Here is a 17,259-nt window from a genome sequence, read left to right on the forward strand (position 1 = left end):
TCCGCGTCCAGCTTTAGAGTAGAAAAATAAAACTACCCCCTTTTCAAATTTTTTATTTTCCTGGAATTTCTATAAAAAACGATTCAGCATGTATCACCAAAGACATCCACCCAGACCCTGGCGAAGCGTTAGTGACTCCTTCCAGGACATACTCATGAACTAGCGAGTCAAGGGTGGTCCGACATCCAATCTCATCAGATGTTTTTTTACCTGACGACGACTTTCTATCTGATGCGTATTCGTCAACAACCCTTTTCGCGAATGTCACACCTGAGAAGACAAACCAACACCCCCCAACATACTCATGCATTGCATATGAGCTTTCAGTCTTACTTCTATATTCAACCACCCTCCCATCATTACCAATAGCAAACAAAAATCCATTTAAAACCTTCCAGCTTGTATACTCGGCATCTTTCACAGGATCATAGATATAGTGAACTGGAAAAGCGCTCTCACCTCGAGGTAATTCATCACTAGCACACTCGACGATTCTCGCACCTTCCTCGTCATTAATAAAAACGGACCTCTTAATAACTAGCCCCTTCTCGACATACACGCGAGAAACCCCATGTTCATGAATCCACTCTCCATAGATACAATCAAACGTAACGAGAGAATCAAAGTCTACTGAAATCATCATTTGATCTTCTCCAAAACTATAGTCTTCATACTTTCCAAATCTGTAATCACACTTCCATCTGTGCGAAGGAAAGTCTGCCCCGAGAAACGTGAGTCGAGAGGTCCGTCTTGAATAACTCTCAACCCTAACGACTCAAGATCGGAAACACTTGGTAATTTACCATATGGGTTTGCAGCGTTAGAGTTTATAAAAATCTTTCCACCTGGCTCGATTACCCTGGTTGCTTCAGGCAGATAGTCCATCATAGAGAATGTGCCCCCTTCGCTTTTAGGAATGAATGGATTGCTAGCCACAATCTCTCCTACTGAACTATCCCTCAAAGGCAAGCTTCTTGCGTCCGCACGGATACCAGATTGAATCCCAGAGGTTATATCAATATTGATCGCACCTGGAGTTTGAGCATTTTTTCCTCCAAACAATTCAATTGTGGGCTTTGCTGCCCCTCCTGTACCTGCCGATACCTCCTTACCAATCAGGCCACCAAAGCCTCCCATTCCTAGCGCAGTACCACCAGCCGTTGCCACACCGAAGGGAACCTCGGCCCCCGCCAAGCTTGCTTCAGTGCAGACAGCTGGGTTGGCTATACAGGCCATTAGCAGTTCGGGGCCTAGAGCCGCTGCTACCGGAGCCCCTACGCCCATTAGGACGGAAAGCATCACGCCATTCGCACCGCCGCCTTCTTCAAAGACTTTTTCGGCATATTTGGCTCGGCAACTTTCTGTCGACATACCACCGCAATTGCCGGCGGCGGCGAACTCTTCGACTTTTCTGTCCAGGTAGAGACGACTGCCTAGATCATTGTTTTCCACAGCTGTTTTGCCAGCTCCAGCGGCCGCGAAAGCACCGGCGCTATCGCCGCTAGCGAGGCCTCCGGCCATACCCGCAGCCAGAGTCGAAAGAGCAGAGACGATCTGCCGTTCATTTTCCGTAAGTTGGTCGTGCGGTTTGTTGGGGTACAGCTGTTGTGCAATCAGCTCCCCCGTCGCAGCACCCGCTGCACCAGCCACACCAGAGTTGCCCTGGGCGCTGGCCACAATGGCGCCGAGCACCGCCTGGGCCATGATGCGAGCGGTGTTGTTGTCACCGGTCTGGTCTTTGATAAGCCTTGCGACGTAGGGCGCTGAGGCGCCGGCCACCGCCCCGCCGATATCACCTCCGGCCAAGTATTGCAGGGCGGCTGTCACGGCTTGGGCGGTTTTCTGATAGTCGCTGCCAGTGCCGTATTCACGCATTACATCCTGGTAGGCCTTGGAGTTGACCAGAGTGTCGTTGTACTTCTTGATCTCCTCGGCCGAAGCGCCTTCACCCGGCGGATACTTGCCGTCCTTCTCCAGCGCCTTGCGCCCTTCCTCGTTCGCCTTGATCTCCCCATTGGTGCGGATGATGTCCATCGACTGGCTGCCGATCTGCGCGATCAGCTGCACTTCCTGCAGGCGGCGCTGCTCCTTCTCTTTGTCGAAGATGGGGCTGATGCTGCCGTTGGCGTGTTCGACGTCGCGGCTCAGGCTGGCGACATCCTGCTGCTGGGCTTCGCCATTGCGGATATCGATGGTCCCGGCGGAGATGGCGGAGCGGGTGGTGCCGCTGTCGCTGTCACCATGGGTGTAGGCGGTGACCATGCCGTTGGGCATATTGCCGAAGAAGGCGCTGCCTTCGTTGCCGCCAGTGCTCGCGCTGATGCCCTGTTGCTGGGTCTTGTAGTCGGCCTCGTTGCGGATGTCGCGCCAACCGAGGGTGTCGGTGCTCAGGCGGTTCTTGTCGGCGTTGGCGGTGCTGGAGATGACGGCGCCGTCGAGTTGGGTGTGCTTGCCCACGTCGATGTCGTAGCCGCCCTTGCCGGCATAGAGCCCGGTCTGCTCCTGCACACTGTCGTAGTTGGAGTGCATCTTGCTCTTGTCGACCGAGACGTAAGCACTGCCGGTCATGGTGCCGAGCGTAAAGCTGGCGCCGCCGCTGACGTTCTTCTGCTCGGACTTGTACTCGTCGGTGTCCTGCAGGCTACGCAGGGTGAGGTCACGGCCGACCTTGGCAGTGATCTGCTCACCATTGACCTGGGCGCCGATGAGGCTGGTGTCACGGCCGCTGATCAAGGTGACCTGGCGGCCAGCGTCGACGGTGGTTTCAGTCCAGGTGGTGCCGTTGCCGTGTTCGAAGCCGGTGCCCTTGTTGCCGTTGGCAAAGACGCTCAGGCCACCACCACTGCCGCCAAAGCCCAGGCTGACACCGACGTTGCCGCTGCTGCTGCTGTTCTTGCCGTCGAGCTTCTGGGTGTTGGAGGCCGCTTCGAGGATAAGGTCGCGGTTTGCGGCCAGCATGACGTCCTGGCCGGCCTTGAGCTGGCTGCCCTGGATGCGGATGTCGCCGTCTTCACCGACCTTGCCCGCGCCGGTGGCGAGGATGTTGAGGTTGTTGCCGGCAGTCAGGGTGCTGCCCTGGGCGATGCTCTGCTCCTGGACGGTTTTCGACTTGGATTGCTGCGAGCCGAGGGAGATGGCAATGCCGACGAACTGGTCAGCGTTAGCGGACGTCATGCCGCCCTGCTCCGCCGCCTGCCAGGCCTGGTAACCGGTCAGGCCGGCCTGGATGCCCTTGAGGGCGGCCAGGCGGCTGTCGTCTTCGTGACGCGCTTCCTTGGAAGACTGGTAGGCGGTATTCACCGCGCTGCCGACGCTGCCGGACAGGGCCAGGGTCAGGCCGCTTTGCTTCTGCTCGCGGGTTTCCTCGCTGCGGTTGCGGTTCTGCGCCTCGAGGATGCTGACGTTCTGCCCGATGAGGTTGATGTCCTTGCCGGCGACGAGGTCGGAACCCCGGATGGTGAGGTCCTTGCCGGCCTGGATATCGACGTTGCCGAGCACGCTGCCGATGGTGCTGCCACGGGTCTGTTCGGTGTGGTCGTCCTGGGTGGTCTTCAGGCTGCTGGAACCGAGGGTCACAGCGATCCCGCCGCTGCTCATGAGGCCGGATTTCTTCTTGGACTCGGCGTGGCTGGCCTCGAAGCTTTCGGTAGCGCCGTCAATGAGCACATTGCGCCCGGCCAGCAGGCTGGTGCCGTTGGTGGAGGCGACGTCGCTGCCTTGCACGGCGATGTCCTGGCCGGCGCGGATGGCAATCTTGTCGGCACTGACCAGGGAGCCGGCCTGGGTGGTCTGTAGCGAGCTGTCCTGGGTTTTCTTTTCCGAGCTGGAGAGTAGCCCGCTACTGCGCTTGGTCTTGTTGAGAGAATGGCTGTCAGTTTCCGCAGCCGACTGCAGGTGCACGTCGCGGGCCGCGTAGAGATACGCCTCATTGCTGGCGCTGATGGTGCTGGCAGTGAGGTTCAGATCCTGACCCGCCATTGCCACAAAATCGCCACCGGCACGTAGCTCAGCACCGGATTGGCGAGTTTGCCCTGTCTGTTCCTGAGTCCGGCTGTTGCTGGTTTTGCTGCGCACTTCGACGCTGGCGCTGTCCTCGACGGACCGCAGGTTGATGTCTCGACTGGCACTGGCGGTCAGATCACCTTTGGCGCTTGCCTTGCTGCCAATCACATTCAGATCCCGTCCGGCATCGAGGATCAGATTGCCGCCCGCCGTCAGGGTTGAGCCGTGATTTTGCTCAATGGTGGTGGTCGTGACGTGATGGCCACCCTGCTGGACGTCGCGCAGGCGGCTGGCATCGGTGACGGCCTCGAGGTTGATGTCGCGGCCGGCGCTGACATAGGCATCGCCACCACTGCTCAGTGCGCCACGGTTGGTGATGTCGCGGCCGGCGTCCAGGCTCAGGTCGCTGCGCGCGCTGATGCTGGCGCCAGCATCCAGGAAGCTGCGGTATTCGCTGCCGCCGATGCTGGCCGTGACGGCAGTACGGTCGTTGACGATGTCACCGCGCAGGGCCGTGAGGTCCACCTGATCGCCGCGTATCTGCCCGGCGAGGGCGTTACGGATGCTGTCGCCGGCCAGCAGACTGACGCGCTGCCCGGCATCGACCAGGCCGCCCTGGAGGATGCTGCCACCGGCCACGGCGTTGAGGTCATCGCTGGCGCGCAGGGTGCCGACGTTGATCAGGTCGCCGCCGGCCATGAGGTTGAGGTCGCGGCCCTGGATGAGGCTGTTGCCACGCAGGTTGCGGTCATCGGTCTGGGCCAGATAGACCACCGGGACCAGGACTTCCTGGCCGTCGATGACGCGGCTTTCCATCCAGACAATGTCGTGGGTGAGCGCGGCGACCTGCTCGGCGGAAAGGCCGACTCCCACAGAGAGCTTGAGGGCGTCCTTGGCAGCGAGGGCGTTGTCCATCAGGTACTGGAACTGGTCGTAATCGCTGGCAAGGCCATCGAGGAAACGCTGGCCAGTCTGCGCCTGGATGGCTTCGCGGATCAGGCGGGTTTCGTAGGCACCATCGCCCAGGCGCTTCCAGGCCTTGTCGGCGTCGAAGCCGAGCTTGTCGAGCAGGTAGCCGGAGTTGAGGAACTTGCCCAGGTCGGTAAGGGCTGGATTGGTCTCGATCAGGTAGCCGGCGCCGGGATCGCTGGCACGGATGAACATGCCGTACTGGCCTTGCGGCAGTCGGAAGGTGTCCGCAGCGGTTGGGTCGACGGCGGCGAACGGTACGCCGGTGTAGTCGACGGGGATGAAGCTGACCTGCTGGCTGCCATCGGCGGCGGTGCGGGTCACGGTTTCCACGCTTTGCGGACCGCGCGCCTGGGCATCGCTGGAGGCTTTGTTGATGGTCAGATTGACGGTGCCGGTTTGCTGCCCGAGCAGGCTGCCGGCCAGTTGCCCGGTGAGCTGAGCGAGGCTGTACTCGGCAACGGTGCCGTTCTGCAGGTTCTGCGCGACGTTTATATTCACGCGATTGCCAGCCTGCAGGGTCGCCGGGGCGGTCTGGCTGCCATCGTCGGTCCAGGTGATCACCGGTGTGCCGATGACCCAGCGATCACCGCCATAGACGGTCCAGAGCTGGTCGTAGAGGCCTTTGTCGAAGATGCCTTGGGCCATGCTGGCATTGAACTGGTTGGCCAGCCGGCCCATGGCGTCCCACTGGCCAGTGGGGATCTTGCCGTAATCACCTTTGACGGTGTTGATGACCTGGGTCTTGCTGCCAGTGCGAGAAGAGCTGCCTTGGTTGAGCAGCGAGTCGGCATTGATGGTCAGGTCACCGTTGGCGGCGATGGTGCTGTTGCGGTTCTCCACCGAGCCGGCTTCGATGGTCAGGTTACGCCCGGAGGTCAGCCAGGCGGCGGGGCTGTTCTGGGTGATGCGCTCGTCGATGGTTTCATTGACGTTGATCTTGCCGCGCTTGAAAGGGTCGTCGCCGTCGCAGTGCTGGCCACATTGCACGTCGAACTTACCGAAGCTGGTGGTCTGCTCGAAGTCGAAGACATCGCGGACATTTTCCAAACTGGACACATTCAGGTGGATGTCGCCTTGGGCTTCGATCGTGCCGGAGCGATTGCTGAGGCTTTGCGCGCGACCGCCATCGATACCGGCAAAGTCGAGCTTGCCCTGGCTGTACAGATCGCCGTAGCGGTTGCTCAGGCTGGCCGCGCGCAGGGTCATGTCGCCACCGCTGAACAGCAGGCTGTCCGGGCCGTTGGCGATACTGCCGCTGGTGAGGCTGAGGGAGCCAAGGGCACCCAGGGTGCCGTTGTTGATGACCTGGGCGGCGTTGGCGCGAAGGGCCTGGTTGGCGATCAGCCAGCCCTGGTTGTCGAGGTTGCCACCGAGATTGAGCTGGGTATCCAGCCCACTGGCGAGCCGCCCGCCCTGTAGCACAAGGTTGGCGGCGGTGAGGGTCAGGCCACGCTGGGCTGACAGGGTTCCGGTGTTACGAGCGTCGCTACCCAGGGTGAGCGTGAGGTCGCCATCGCTGAGCAACTCTCCCTGGTTGTTCAGGGAGGCGGCGATGAGGGTCAGGCCGCTGGCGCTGGCGATACGTTCCCCGGCTCCGATGTCGAGGCCCTGGTCCACACGCAAGTCGAGCGCGCCGTTCAAGCGCATCTGGCCGACTCCGGACAGACTGCCCAGTTGCCACGAACCACTGCCCAGGCCAGTGAGGCTGCCGGCTCCGGCAAGGCTGGCCGCGCTCAGGCGGAACTGGCCTGTGCCGGCGTGCTGGACCTGGCCCTGGGAATTGAGCAGCGCGGCGCCGCTGGAGAGTTCGAAGCCCTGGCTGGCGACCCCAATGCTGCCACCCTGGTTGTCCAGCAATCCGTTGCTGTGGATGCGGCTGCTGTCGCCACCGAGCGCGCGCAGGCGACCGCCCTGACTGTTATCCAGGGTTCCGCTGTTCAGGACGAGAGCCCCGGCAGATTCGATCAGGCCATTCTGGTTACCCAGCGCTCCACTGCTGGTGAGGTTCACGCTGGCGCCGCTGATCTGCCCCGAGGCATTGTCGAGGCTTTGACCAACGACGCTCAGGTCGCCCTTGGCGAACATCTGGCCACCGCGGTTGGTGAGGGAGTCCACCAGGAGTTCAAGCTTGCCCAGCAGGCTGGAGATGATCCCGGCCTCACCGTTGGCGAGGCTGTTGTCCAGGTCGGCGGCGGTGACGTTGACAGTGTCGCCCTGCAGGGTACCGGCCTGGTTCTGCAGGCTGCCGGCGCCCAATTCGGCGGTGATCGAGCCACCCTGGGCGTAGATCAGGCCACGCTGGTTGTTCACCGTGCCGGTCTTCAGCGCAAGGCCGCCGGCGCCCGCCAGGACCCGGCCGGCGGAGCTGTTGTCGAGCGCGCCCGCCAGCAGGTCGATGCGCTCACCGCGCAACGTCCCGCCCTGGTTGCCCAGGCTGGAGACGGCGCGGGTGAAGGTCAGCGCCTGGTCACCGGCATCGATCAGGCCGGTGGCATTGTTCAGCACGCCGTCGAGGATGAGGACGATCTCGTCACCATCGCTGACGAGTGCTCCACCTTGACTGTTGTCCAGGTGGCTGCCACGCACTTCGAGTCGGTTGCCGAGGACCACACCGCCCTGGTTCTCCAGTTGCGGCGCCTGGAGTTCAAGGTTGCCCTCACTCTGGATGCGCCCCTTGTTGCTGGACAGGCGCTGCGTGGCAAGCAGGATCGCACCGTCCGTACCGGCCACCAGCAGCCCCTGGTCGCTGTTGTCGATGACCTTGGCGTTGGCCAGGATGCCGTCGCCAACAATGCGCCCACCCCGGTTGTCCAACTGCTCGGTGGCGGTCAGCAGCAGTTGCCTTCCGACCACGACACCCTGGCGGTTGTCCAGGCTGCCAGCGGTGAGATCGAGATCGCCTTGCACGGATTGCAGGCGCCCCAGGGCGTTATCCAGCGCATTGCGAACGACGAGCTTCAGTTGGCCGTCTGCACTCACGGTGCCTTGGGTGTTGCCGCTGAGGCTCCCCAGCTTCGCTGAAAGGGTCTTGCCCAGCAGCACGCCCTGGTTGTTCTTCAGGTCATCGGCGGTGACCTCGAGCGCGGCCTGCGCCTGCATCCGCCCATTTTGGTTGTCGATGCGTTGAGCGATGACGCTCATTTTTCCGGCAGCCAGGATGCCGCCGTTATTGTTCACGGCACCTTGTGCAGTAAGGGTCAGTGAGTCGGCCAACAGTTGGCCGGCAAGGTTATTGACGCTGCCAGCATCCAGCAGCAGCGTGCCACTCGACTGAACGAGGCCATTGGCGTTGTCGAGCGCGCCGCCAAGGTTCAACGTGAGGTTGCCCTGCTCTGCGCTGAGCACGCCCTTGTCACGGTTATCCAGGCTGCTGCCGGTGACGCCGAGGTGGTTTCCGACCAGCGTGCCGGCCCGGTTATCCACAACCCCCGCCTTGACGTTCAGATCGCGCGCAGCCTGCAGCTTGCCGCCAGCGTTATTCAACTCGCCACGGCTGGTGAGCGTCAGGTCGCCCTGGCTGGTTCCTATCAGGCCAGCCGCGTTGTCGATGCGTTGTACGTCGATACTCGCGGTGCCACCAACGAGGGTGCCTTGCTGGTTGCTGAGCGTGCCGCCCCTGAGCGTGAGGCTGCCGCCTTTAACCTCTAGTCGCCCGCCATGGTTGTCCAGGTTGGTGAAGTTCAGCTCCACGGCCTGGTTGTCGCCAAAGCGCACGAGCCCACCCAGGTTGGCGATGCCCGGTGCGTTGAGCAGCAGGCTCTGTTCGGCGATCAGTTGTGCACTCGCACCGAAGTTATTGAGCTGTGCAGCAGTGAGGCCGACCTCGCGACCGTGCAGGGTTCCGCGGTTATCCACAGAAGTCCGCGCACTGAGGGCGATACGGTCGGCATATACCTGACCAGCGTTGTCCACAGCGCCAGCGCTAATGTTCGCGGAGCCGGTAGCGTCCAGGCGTCCCCGGTTGGCAATGGTGTCCGCGGTGATCTCCAGGCCTTGTCCGGCAATGCGGCGATCGCCGTCGATGCCACTGACGATCTGTCCGTCGTTGCTCAGCTGTGCGGCCTTGAGCTGAACCTGGCCGCCGGCAGCAAGACTCTTGCCCACTGAAATCGCGCCACTGGCCTGCAGGTTCGCCGTGCCACCTGCATAGGCGGCGCCGGAGAGCGCGATGTCGCCGGCCCTGGCGCGCAGGTTACCGGCGGCGCTGGTGCGGGCCAGGGTCAGCTGGCCGTTGGCATCGATCTGGATGTCGCCGCCGCTGGCGGCCATGTTGCCGGCGAGCTTTACGCCCACGCCCTGTTCGGTGCCCACCAGGCGGATGGCGCCGGCGTACATGCCGCCCAGCGCGGAGCTGTCGATGGCCAGTTGCGGCTTGGTGCTGCCGTCGTCAGCCTTGGCGGTGGCGGCGAGGGTCTCGGCGTCCACCTGGTTGCGGCCGGTCACCATCGCGAGCTGCTTGGCGTAAAGGTCGGCGTTGAGTTTGGCGCTGCGGGTGATCAGCTCGAACTGATCGAGGTTGCTGGCGTTGAGGCCGGCGCCTTCGATGGCGATCTCGCCACCGTCGACGTCATAGCCGCGCAGGCGCTCACCATCCATCAATGGCTTGCCGGTGGTCAGCGTGGCGCGCGGGGTGTTGATGAAGCCGCAGCCGTTGCAGGTGATGCCGTGGGGGTTGGCGACGATGACGTGGGCGGACTGACCGGCCACTTCGGTGTAGCCGCGCAGCTGCGAAGGATTGGCCCCGGTGACTTCGTTGAGGATCTTGCTGGCCGCGCCGCCCTTGAGGTTCGGGTTGCCGATGATGATCCCGCCCAACTGGGTGGACTGGGTCTTGCCGGTGGCGTTGTTGAGGATCAGGCCGTTCTGCCCGACGTTGTAGTCGCTGAACTTGTTGTGGGAGAGGCCCGCGCCGTTGGGCGTGGCAATGTTCACCACGGGTACGCCATTGCCCGCCGCGCCCAGGTGCGTGTTGCCACCGGCTGCCGCGTCCACCGCCAGCTCGGCCGCGGCCGCGACGATGGGATTGAGGATCAGGATGCCGGCCAGGACACTGGCGATGGCTTGATACAGCGGGTGGCGTACGTCCATGTATGACTCCTTCACGACCCTGCAGCGGCAAGGTTGTTCAGATCGAAACTTGTCCGGCCGGCGTCCGCCGGCCGCATTGCACAGGCAGGGCGCCGGCGCTCAGGAGCGAGCGCCGGCACGGGGGTCAGTCGCTGCCATACTTCGGTGAGCGCGGACCATACAGCAGGCCCGCCGGCCGCCCGGCCGAAAGCAGGCGCGCGCTGGTCATCCCGGCGATGGGATAACCCGCGTCGTCCACCGAGCTGCTGATGATCTGCTTCACCGCGGCGGTGATCAGCAGGCCGACCAGGCCACCGTTGTTGCCGTTGTTGCCTTCCTCGCTGGAGGCCGTGGCGGAGCCGGTCCACAGCGTGGTGCCGCTCTTGAGATCGACCAGCTTGGCGGTGGCCGTCACGATGGTGGCGCTGCTGATCACCCGGTATTGCGTGCCGTACTCGCTGACCGTGACGTAGAGCCCGGCGTCAGCGCCGTAGATTTCCCGCAGCTTGGCCGGGGACACCTGGTGGATATCCCCAGCGTTGCTCAGGCCGTTCTGGCGGAAGGTCTCGTCTGCCAGCGCCACGGGCACCACGTAGTAGCCAGCCTCGGCTAAGGGGTAGGTCACCTGCGACAGCATGCTGTAGGTCGCCTTCACATCGGGCGATTCGTTCAGCGGCGGCAGCACCAGGATCGAGCGCGGCTTGGCCTGCTTGTATGCCGAGTAATCGACGGTCTTGGTCGGCGCGCACCCCGCGAGCAGGGTCAGCAGCGAGAGGCCCATGACGAGCCGGGCAAGGCGGGCGCGCATCATTGGGCACCTCCGCGAGCGTTCTTCAGGAGGAAGTCCATGTAGGTGGCGGACTCAGGGAACAACGCCTTCTCGGTCTCGAATTCGCGAACCGTCTGGTCCTGCTTGCCGAGGCTGGAGTAGAGCAAGCCGAGCTGCGCGTGATAGCCCGGCGGAACGGCGCCGTTCTTGGCCTTGATCTTCTGCAGGTCTGCTTCCAGCGCCTCCAGCTGGGACTCCTTCGAGTCGCCGGTGAAGTACTCGTGGACCTGCTCCTGATAGCCTTCCCACTGATACATCGTTTTCTGCCCCGCGCAGCCGCTCAGCGCCAGGGTCCCCGCCAACGCAGCTGCGCAGGCGACTGTCTTGCGTACCATGTCCATGGTCATTTCCTACCTTCCCTGATTCAGTTCTGCGGCTTCCACGCACCGCTGTCGACAGCGTTGACCAGCTTGTTCACCGCCTCGCGCATCGCCAGGTCGAGGACCTTGCCATTGAGCGTGGAGTCGTAGCTTGCGGTACCGCCGAAGCCGATGATTTCGCGGTTGGACAAGGCGTACTCGCCGGCGCCCTGGGACGAATAGACGACCTCGGAGGTGGAGATGTTGACGATGTTCAGCGCCACCTTGGCGTAGGCCACCTGGGTCTTGCCGCGCCCGAGAATCCCGAAGAGCTGGCGGTCGCCGACTTCCTTGCGGCCGAATTCGGTGACATCGCCGGTCACCACGTAGTCCGCACCTTTCAGGCGCTGCGCCTGGCCCTTGATGGCCGCTTCCTGCTGGATCTCGCCCATGTTGTCGCGGTCCAGCACGGTGAACCGGTTGGTCTGTTGCAGGTGGGTGATGAGGATGGTCTTGGCCTGGCCGCCGAGGCGATCGACGCCGTCCGAGAAGATGCCGCGCATGTAGCTGGAGCGGTTGTCGAACTTGCCGACGGCGATGGGCGAACGCACACCGCTATAGGGGCGGCTGACGCTTTCGACCTGCTGCACCGGCAATGCGGTGGACGTCTCGGTGGCACAGCCCGACAACCCGGCCAGTGCGACAGCCGCCAGGATCGGCAGGACTGCATTTCTTACGCTGTGTTTCATGTCACTCTCCTTGAGAAATCAGGCTGGCCAAGGGGGGCGCCTGGGCGCCTCTTCCTTGGCTCAGAAGAACAGGTCGACGCGGAAATACACCGGGTGCTCGCGTCGCTCGATGAGGTCGGGGCGCTCCAGGGAGCGCGCCAGGGTCACGGAGGCGGCGGCGTACTGCCCGCGCGCGCTGAATTCCAGGCCATGGCCGCTCATGCGCCCGGAGAGCCCCGGGTTGTATTGGCCATGCTCGATGGCGCCGACGTCGTAGGCGTAGGCCACGCCGTATTCCTGCAGCCAGGGCAGCAGTGGCTCCCAGGTCACGGCGCGGCGCCAGCGCAGTTGGTTGCGCCAGTAGTAGCCGGAGTCGCCGGAGAGGGTCTGGTCCTTGAACCCGCGGATCGAACTCAGGCCGCCCAGGCTGATGCGCTGCGGGCTGTAGAGCACGTCTTCGCTGTGCTGGCCGGTGGCGAGGCTTTCGAAGCTGAAGGCCTCGTCCCACAGCTTGAACGGCTGCAGGTAGCTCAGGGTCAGGCTGTATTTGTTGTAGCGGGCGGTGGGGCTACCGTGGGGAGCGTCGTGGTCATCGCTCTGCGCGCCAAAGGCGCCGATGCCGCGTTGCCAGCCGATATCGGCGTTGACGAAGGCGCTGCCGATGCGTCGACCATGGTTGAAGCCCAGGTTGAACTCGCTGAGGTGGGTGCTGGAGACGTCGAGCAGGGTGTCGTCGATGTAGTTGCGCGTGCGCTGGTGGCTGAGGCCGACGTTCACCCCGGTCTTGCTCACGTCGTCGCGGAACAGCACGCGCTCGGCACCCAGTTGGTGGGTTTCGTTGTCGCCGTCGTACTTGAAGGCGAAACCAGCGTCTTCGTTGCGGGTGCGGTAGTAGTTGCGGCTGTAGCTGTAGTTGAAGGTCCACCAGCCGTACGGAACGCTGTACCACAGGCTCTGGTTGTCGGAGTGCTTCCAGTGGTCGCTGACCACGTCCTGGCCGACGCGCAGGCCGAACTGGTCGGCCAGGCCCAGCGGGCTGTCCCAGTCGAGGCCGACACCGGCCTGCTGTTCGCCGGAGGTCGCGTCGCCGTTGTTGTCGCGGCTGGCGGAGACGCGCCAGGGCTTGCTGCGCTCGCCCTTGAGCTGCACGCGACTACCGCCGACTTCCTGGCCCGGCACCAGCTCCATCTGCGCCTGGCGCGAGGGCAGGCGGTTGATCTGGTCGACCAGCTGCTCCAGATCGCGCAGGTTCAGGACGTCGCCGGTGGCGCCGGGAAAGGTCATCGCCAGCTCGCGGTCGCTGGCCAGCGCCGACTGATCGAAACCCTCGAAGCGCCCCTCGACCACGATGATCTTCAGCTCGCCGCTGGAGAGGTCCTGCTGCGGCAGGTAGGCGCGGGTGGTGACGAAACCACGGGAGAGGTAGTGGTCGGTGATGCCCTTGAGCAGCTCGTTGAGCTGGTTGACCCCCAGGCATTTCTCCCGATAGGGCGCCAGCAGCGTCTCGCGCGAGCGCGCATCGAGATGCTCGGCGCCTTCGAGGGTGATGCGGCGGACAGTGAAGCAACGGGTGTCCGGCGCGGTGGTCGGCGGTGCTTCGGTCGTCGATTTGCCGGGGAGCTGCTGGAGTTCCTCCAGACGCTTCTGCTGCTCGCGCAGGAGTTGCTCCTGGCGCTGTCGTTGAAGGTCGTTGTCACCCGGCGAGGGCAGTGGTGCGGCAAAGCTTGCCGAGGCACAGCAGAATGCCAGGACGGGCATCCAGCCACGGTGGAGAGCATGCATCCTTACGATCCCTGTCATCTGGCCGCACGGCCAGTTCATCCGAAAAAAAAGCGGATTGGATCATATTGGATGAGTGATGCCTTTAGGCCACCATCCCGAAAAAATGTAAGACATTTCCCATTTTCTGGGAGACGTCGCGCACAATCAGCAGCCGTTTGTGCGCCTGATTGTCACACTTTGGGTACCAGCGCCGGCAGCAACTGCCGAGAAATCGCTTCGCGCACGGCCGGCAACAGGGTGGCGTTGCCGGCGAGCATTTCCTCCACCAGGCGGCGCAGCGCCAGCGAGCGCTCCGGGGTCAGGCCACGCACGGCGTATTCGCAGGCCTGCTCGGCGGTGACGGCCGGCGGCACGGCGAACCCCAGCGCCTGCAGGCGTTCGCGGAAATCGTCCTGGTCGATCAGGTCGGCGTGCATCATCGCGGGTCTCCTTGGCGGCGGCGGGGTCTGCCTCGATTCTGGTAAGCCAGACGGGGCAGGGCAAGCACCCCGCCGACGGAATGTCCGCGGCGGGCACGCGCAGGTCGTTTTCGGCTAACCGGTGAAGCGGCGCGGCGCGCAGACTGGATTCCATACCCCGCAGCCGGCACCGGCGCCAGCGGCGGGGCCTCGCACACTGAGAGCCTGATCCGGCTCGATTTGTCCCCTGCCGCGCGTCGGGCGCCGCAGGGGATTTTTTTGTGTTGAGGAAAGCCCTTCTACCTGGAAAGTTCTGTGCGAGCGTCAGCCCTCTCCCCCACCCTCTCCCTGAAGGGAGAGGGAGCCACCCGGCGCACGCATTAGTTTAAGCCTGTTCCGCACGGCCCCCTCTCCCTTCGGAGCGGGGCGCGCAGCCAGGGTTAGGGAGAGGGCAACCTCGGGCACAAACTTTCCTGGGAAAGACAGTTGCTTCGCCAAACTCAGCGCTCGCGCTGCAACACCAGGATGCGCGATAGCAGTTCGTCGCGGTCGATGTAGCAGCCCTGCAGGTGGCGTTCGCCGCTGGCGGGGTCGAAGGCGGTGCGGGCGTGCAGGGTGCGGCGGTTGTCGAAGCACCACATCTGCCCGGCGCGCAGCTTCTGCTGCAGGCGGAAGCGTGGGTCGCGGGTGAGCGTGAGGAAGGCGCGCCAGGCGTGATACAGCGCCTCCATGCGCTCGGCCGGGGCGTCGAAGGGGCCGCGCAGGAAGTTGGCGATGCGGATTTCGCTGATCTCGCCGCGCGCATCCAGGGCAATCACCGGCGCCAGGCAGCGGTAGTCGCTGCGGCGGTCCTTGTTGCGGAACTCGATGGGCACCTCGCAGAGCGTGCGGAAGTCTTCCGGCGCTTCGTCACGCAGCGCCTGGGCGATGGCGAAGCCATCGACGAACACGCTGTCGCCGCCGTCGGCATCGTTGACCAGGCAATGCAGGAATTGCAGCCCCGGTTGCAGTTCGCGGGTCGGCAGGTCCGTGTGCAGCGGCAGGTTGAAGGCGGTGTAGGCGTTGCTGTCGGCGGCCTGGGCCTTGGATTTCACGTCGAACAGCACGCCGAAATTGGTCTCGCGGATGAAGGCGATGCGCTGGGCGATGCGGTGCAGGGAGCCCGGCGCGGTGGGCACGCCATCCACCCGGCTGAGGCCGAGGTCACGCAGGGCGAGCATCCAGCCCAGCAGCGCCGAGTCGTCGTCCATCAGCTGGTCATGCTGGAACACCGGCACGTCGACGTCGCGACGCCAGACGCGGGTGGTCTGGTGCGCGGCCCGGCGTTCGGCGCGGGAGTCGTCGTCATAGGCGTGGGCACGCAGCCAGCCGGGGTCGAAGCGGCTGCGGTGGCCGTCCTGCCAGTCGATGCACAGCTGGCCCTGGTCGAGGCTGGCACGGGACGGGGCGAGGTTCGCGGGGACATCGATGATTTCCAGCACCTGTTCGCGGGTAACGCTGTAGACGCACTCGCCGCAGGGGCAGTTGTCGCGCAGCCACTGGTGGTGGAAGGGGCTGACGCGGCCGTCGGCCCAGAGCACTTCGAGGCGGTTGTCCAGCGGGCGCAGGCTGGCCAGTGCGGCGGTCAGCCGGTAGGTGCGCCAGTCGGCGATGCCGGGGTTTTCCAACGTGGTCTGCATGCGTTCCTCCTCATCGACTCAGGCTGCGGCGCAGGGCCGCGATCAGGGCGCCGCGCAGGGCATCCACTTCTGCCACGCGCCGGGCGCGCAGGCAGCCGTGGACGAGCCCGGCACCGGGAAAGTAATCCACCGCCACGCCGGCCTCGCGCAGGCGGTCGCGGTAGAGCGCACCGTCGTCGCGCAACGGGTCGAACTGGGCGACGGCGATGAAGGCCGGCGGCAGGCCGCCGAGGTCTTCGGCGAGCAGCGGCAACGCCAGCGGGTCGCGCCAGTCGGCAGGCCGCGAAAGATAAGCGGCGAGGTATTCGCCCACGGCAGCGCTGGTCAGCAATGGCGCATCGGCACAGGTGGTGCGCGAGGGCGTGTCGAGGTTGCCCAACGCCGGGTAGATCAGCGCCTGGGCCACCGGCAGCGTTTCACCAGTGGCGCGCAGGGCCAGGCACAGCGCGGCGGCGAGCGTGGCGCCAGCGCTGTCGCCAGCGACCGCGAGACGGGAGTTATCCACAAGCTCGCCGAGGCCGTCCTGGTGAATCCGCCGCCAGGTGTCGAGGCAGTCGTCGAGGGCCGCGGGATAGGGATGCTCGGGCGCCAGCCGGTAGCTGATGGCGACCACCAGCGCGCCCAGTTCGGCGGCCAGCGGGATGCAGATCATGTCGTGGCTGCGGGCGCTGCCCAGCGCCCAGCCGCCGCCATGGATATAGAAGACCGTGGGCCAGCCACCCATTGGCGGCTCAGCGTCAGGATGGTAGAGCCGCAGCCCAGCCAGACCTTCGGGCTGCACATCGCGCACGACCAGTCCTGGCGGTACCGGCGGAGCAAAGGCGGCGGCCATGCGTTCGTAACCTTCACGCTGGGCGGCGAGGGACGGATCGGCCACCGCATGGCGTTCGGTCTCGGCGACGAAGGCCTGCATGGCGTCGGACAGCGGATAGCGCCGGCTCATGCCCGCTCAGCCCGGCAGGCCGATCACGCGGCCAACGTAGTCGGGACGTGGCAGTGGGCGATGGGCTTCGGCCAACGCCAGCACACGCTCCAGCACGATACCTTCGAAGGGCGCCGAGCGCGCGCCGCCGTCGAGGTTCACGTGCAGCAGCATCTGCTCGCTGGCGGCCAGCGCCAGGTCTTCGCCGACGCGGTGCAGGCTGTGGAAAACGTGCAGGCGCTTGCGGTCGTGAGCGATCAGTTGGGTGCGTACTTCAACCTTCTCGCCCTCCTTCACCTCGTGCAGGTAGTTGAGGTGCACTTCGAGGGTGAACAGGGAGGAATGGGTCGCCGCCCGGTGATCCGCATCGAGACCGAGGTGATCCATCAGGGCGTCGGTGGCGTAGCTGAACAGCAGCAGGTAGAAGGCGTCGCGCAGGTGGCCGTTGTAGTCGGTCCACTCGGCGAGGATGGGAGTTTCGTAGGTTTTCAGGGCGTGGGTCATGTTCGCGTCCGAAGAGCCCCTCTCCCCGGCCCTCTCCCTGAAGGGAGAGGGGGTGGTTTGGAGCGAATGATGAACCG

The 17,259-nt window shown here is 64.1% G+C and carries 10 protein-coding genes; all 10 read right to left on the reverse strand.

Translation table 11 applies throughout. The features are described 5' to 3' along the window. Nucleotides 1-52: 52 nt before the first annotated feature. On the reverse strand, nt 53-643 hold the full coding sequence (locus tag AC1ZV1_RS29975) for a hypothetical protein (protein WP_484294922.1): 591 nt from the start codon (nt 641-643) through the stop codon (nt 53-55). Next, complete coding sequence (locus AC1ZV1_RS29980; protein ID WP_484294923.1) at nt 640-10,062, reverse strand: hemagglutinin repeat-containing protein; 9,423 nt, start codon at nt 10,060-10,062, stop codon at nt 640-642. The genes AC1ZV1_RS29975 and AC1ZV1_RS29980 overlap by 4 nt, the downstream gene beginning before the upstream one ends. Nucleotides 10,063-10,186: 124 nt before the next feature. Further along, nucleotides 10,187-10,852: a DUF799 domain-containing protein gene (locus AC1ZV1_RS29985; protein WP_484294924.1), complete on the reverse strand. Its 666-nt coding sequence runs from the start codon at nt 10,850-10,852 to the stop codon at nt 10,187-10,189. Further along, on the reverse strand, nt 10,849-11,205 hold the full coding sequence (locus AC1ZV1_RS29990) for a DUF4810 domain-containing protein (protein WP_259759507.1): 357 nt from the start codon (nt 11,203-11,205) through the stop codon (nt 10,849-10,851). The genes AC1ZV1_RS29985 and AC1ZV1_RS29990 overlap by 4 nt, the downstream gene beginning before the upstream one ends. A gap of 29 nt (nt 11,206-11,234) precedes the next feature. After that, nucleotides 11,235-11,918, reverse strand: coding sequence for a CsgG/HfaB family protein (locus AC1ZV1_RS29995; RefSeq protein WP_484294925.1), 684 nt, complete (start codon nt 11,916-11,918; stop codon nt 11,235-11,237). A gap of 60 nt (nt 11,919-11,978) precedes the next feature. Then, nucleotides 11,979-13,679 (reverse strand): ShlB/FhaC/HecB family hemolysin secretion/activation protein, encoded by a 1,701-nt coding sequence (locus tag AC1ZV1_RS30000; protein WP_484294926.1) that lies wholly within the window; start codon nt 13,677-13,679, stop codon nt 11,979-11,981. Nucleotides 13,680-13,849: 170 nt separating this feature from the next. After that, nucleotides 13,850-14,098, reverse strand: coding sequence for a hypothetical protein (locus AC1ZV1_RS30005; RefSeq protein ID WP_416782887.1), 249 nt, complete (start codon nt 14,096-14,098; stop codon nt 13,850-13,852). A 479-nt stretch (nt 14,099-14,577) separates the two neighbouring features. Then, nucleotides 14,578-15,756 (reverse strand): gamma-butyrobetaine dioxygenase, encoded by a 1,179-nt coding sequence (locus AC1ZV1_RS30010; protein ID WP_484294927.1) that lies wholly within the window; start codon nt 15,754-15,756, stop codon nt 14,578-14,580. A gap of 10 nt (nt 15,757-15,766) precedes the next feature. Then, nucleotides 15,767-16,699, reverse strand: a complete 933-nt coding sequence (locus tag AC1ZV1_RS30015) for an alpha/beta hydrolase (RefSeq protein ID WP_484294928.1) — start codon at nt 16,697-16,699, stop codon at nt 15,767-15,769. Between the two features lie 6 nt (nt 16,700-16,705). Then, entirely contained in the window at nt 16,706-17,182 is a 477-nt protein-coding gene (locus AC1ZV1_RS30020) for a thioesterase family protein (RefSeq protein ID WP_484294929.1), read from the reverse strand. Between the last annotated feature and the right edge of the window lie 77 nt (nt 17,183-17,259).

The organism is Pseudomonas sp. BB438 (genome assembly GCF_057180225.1).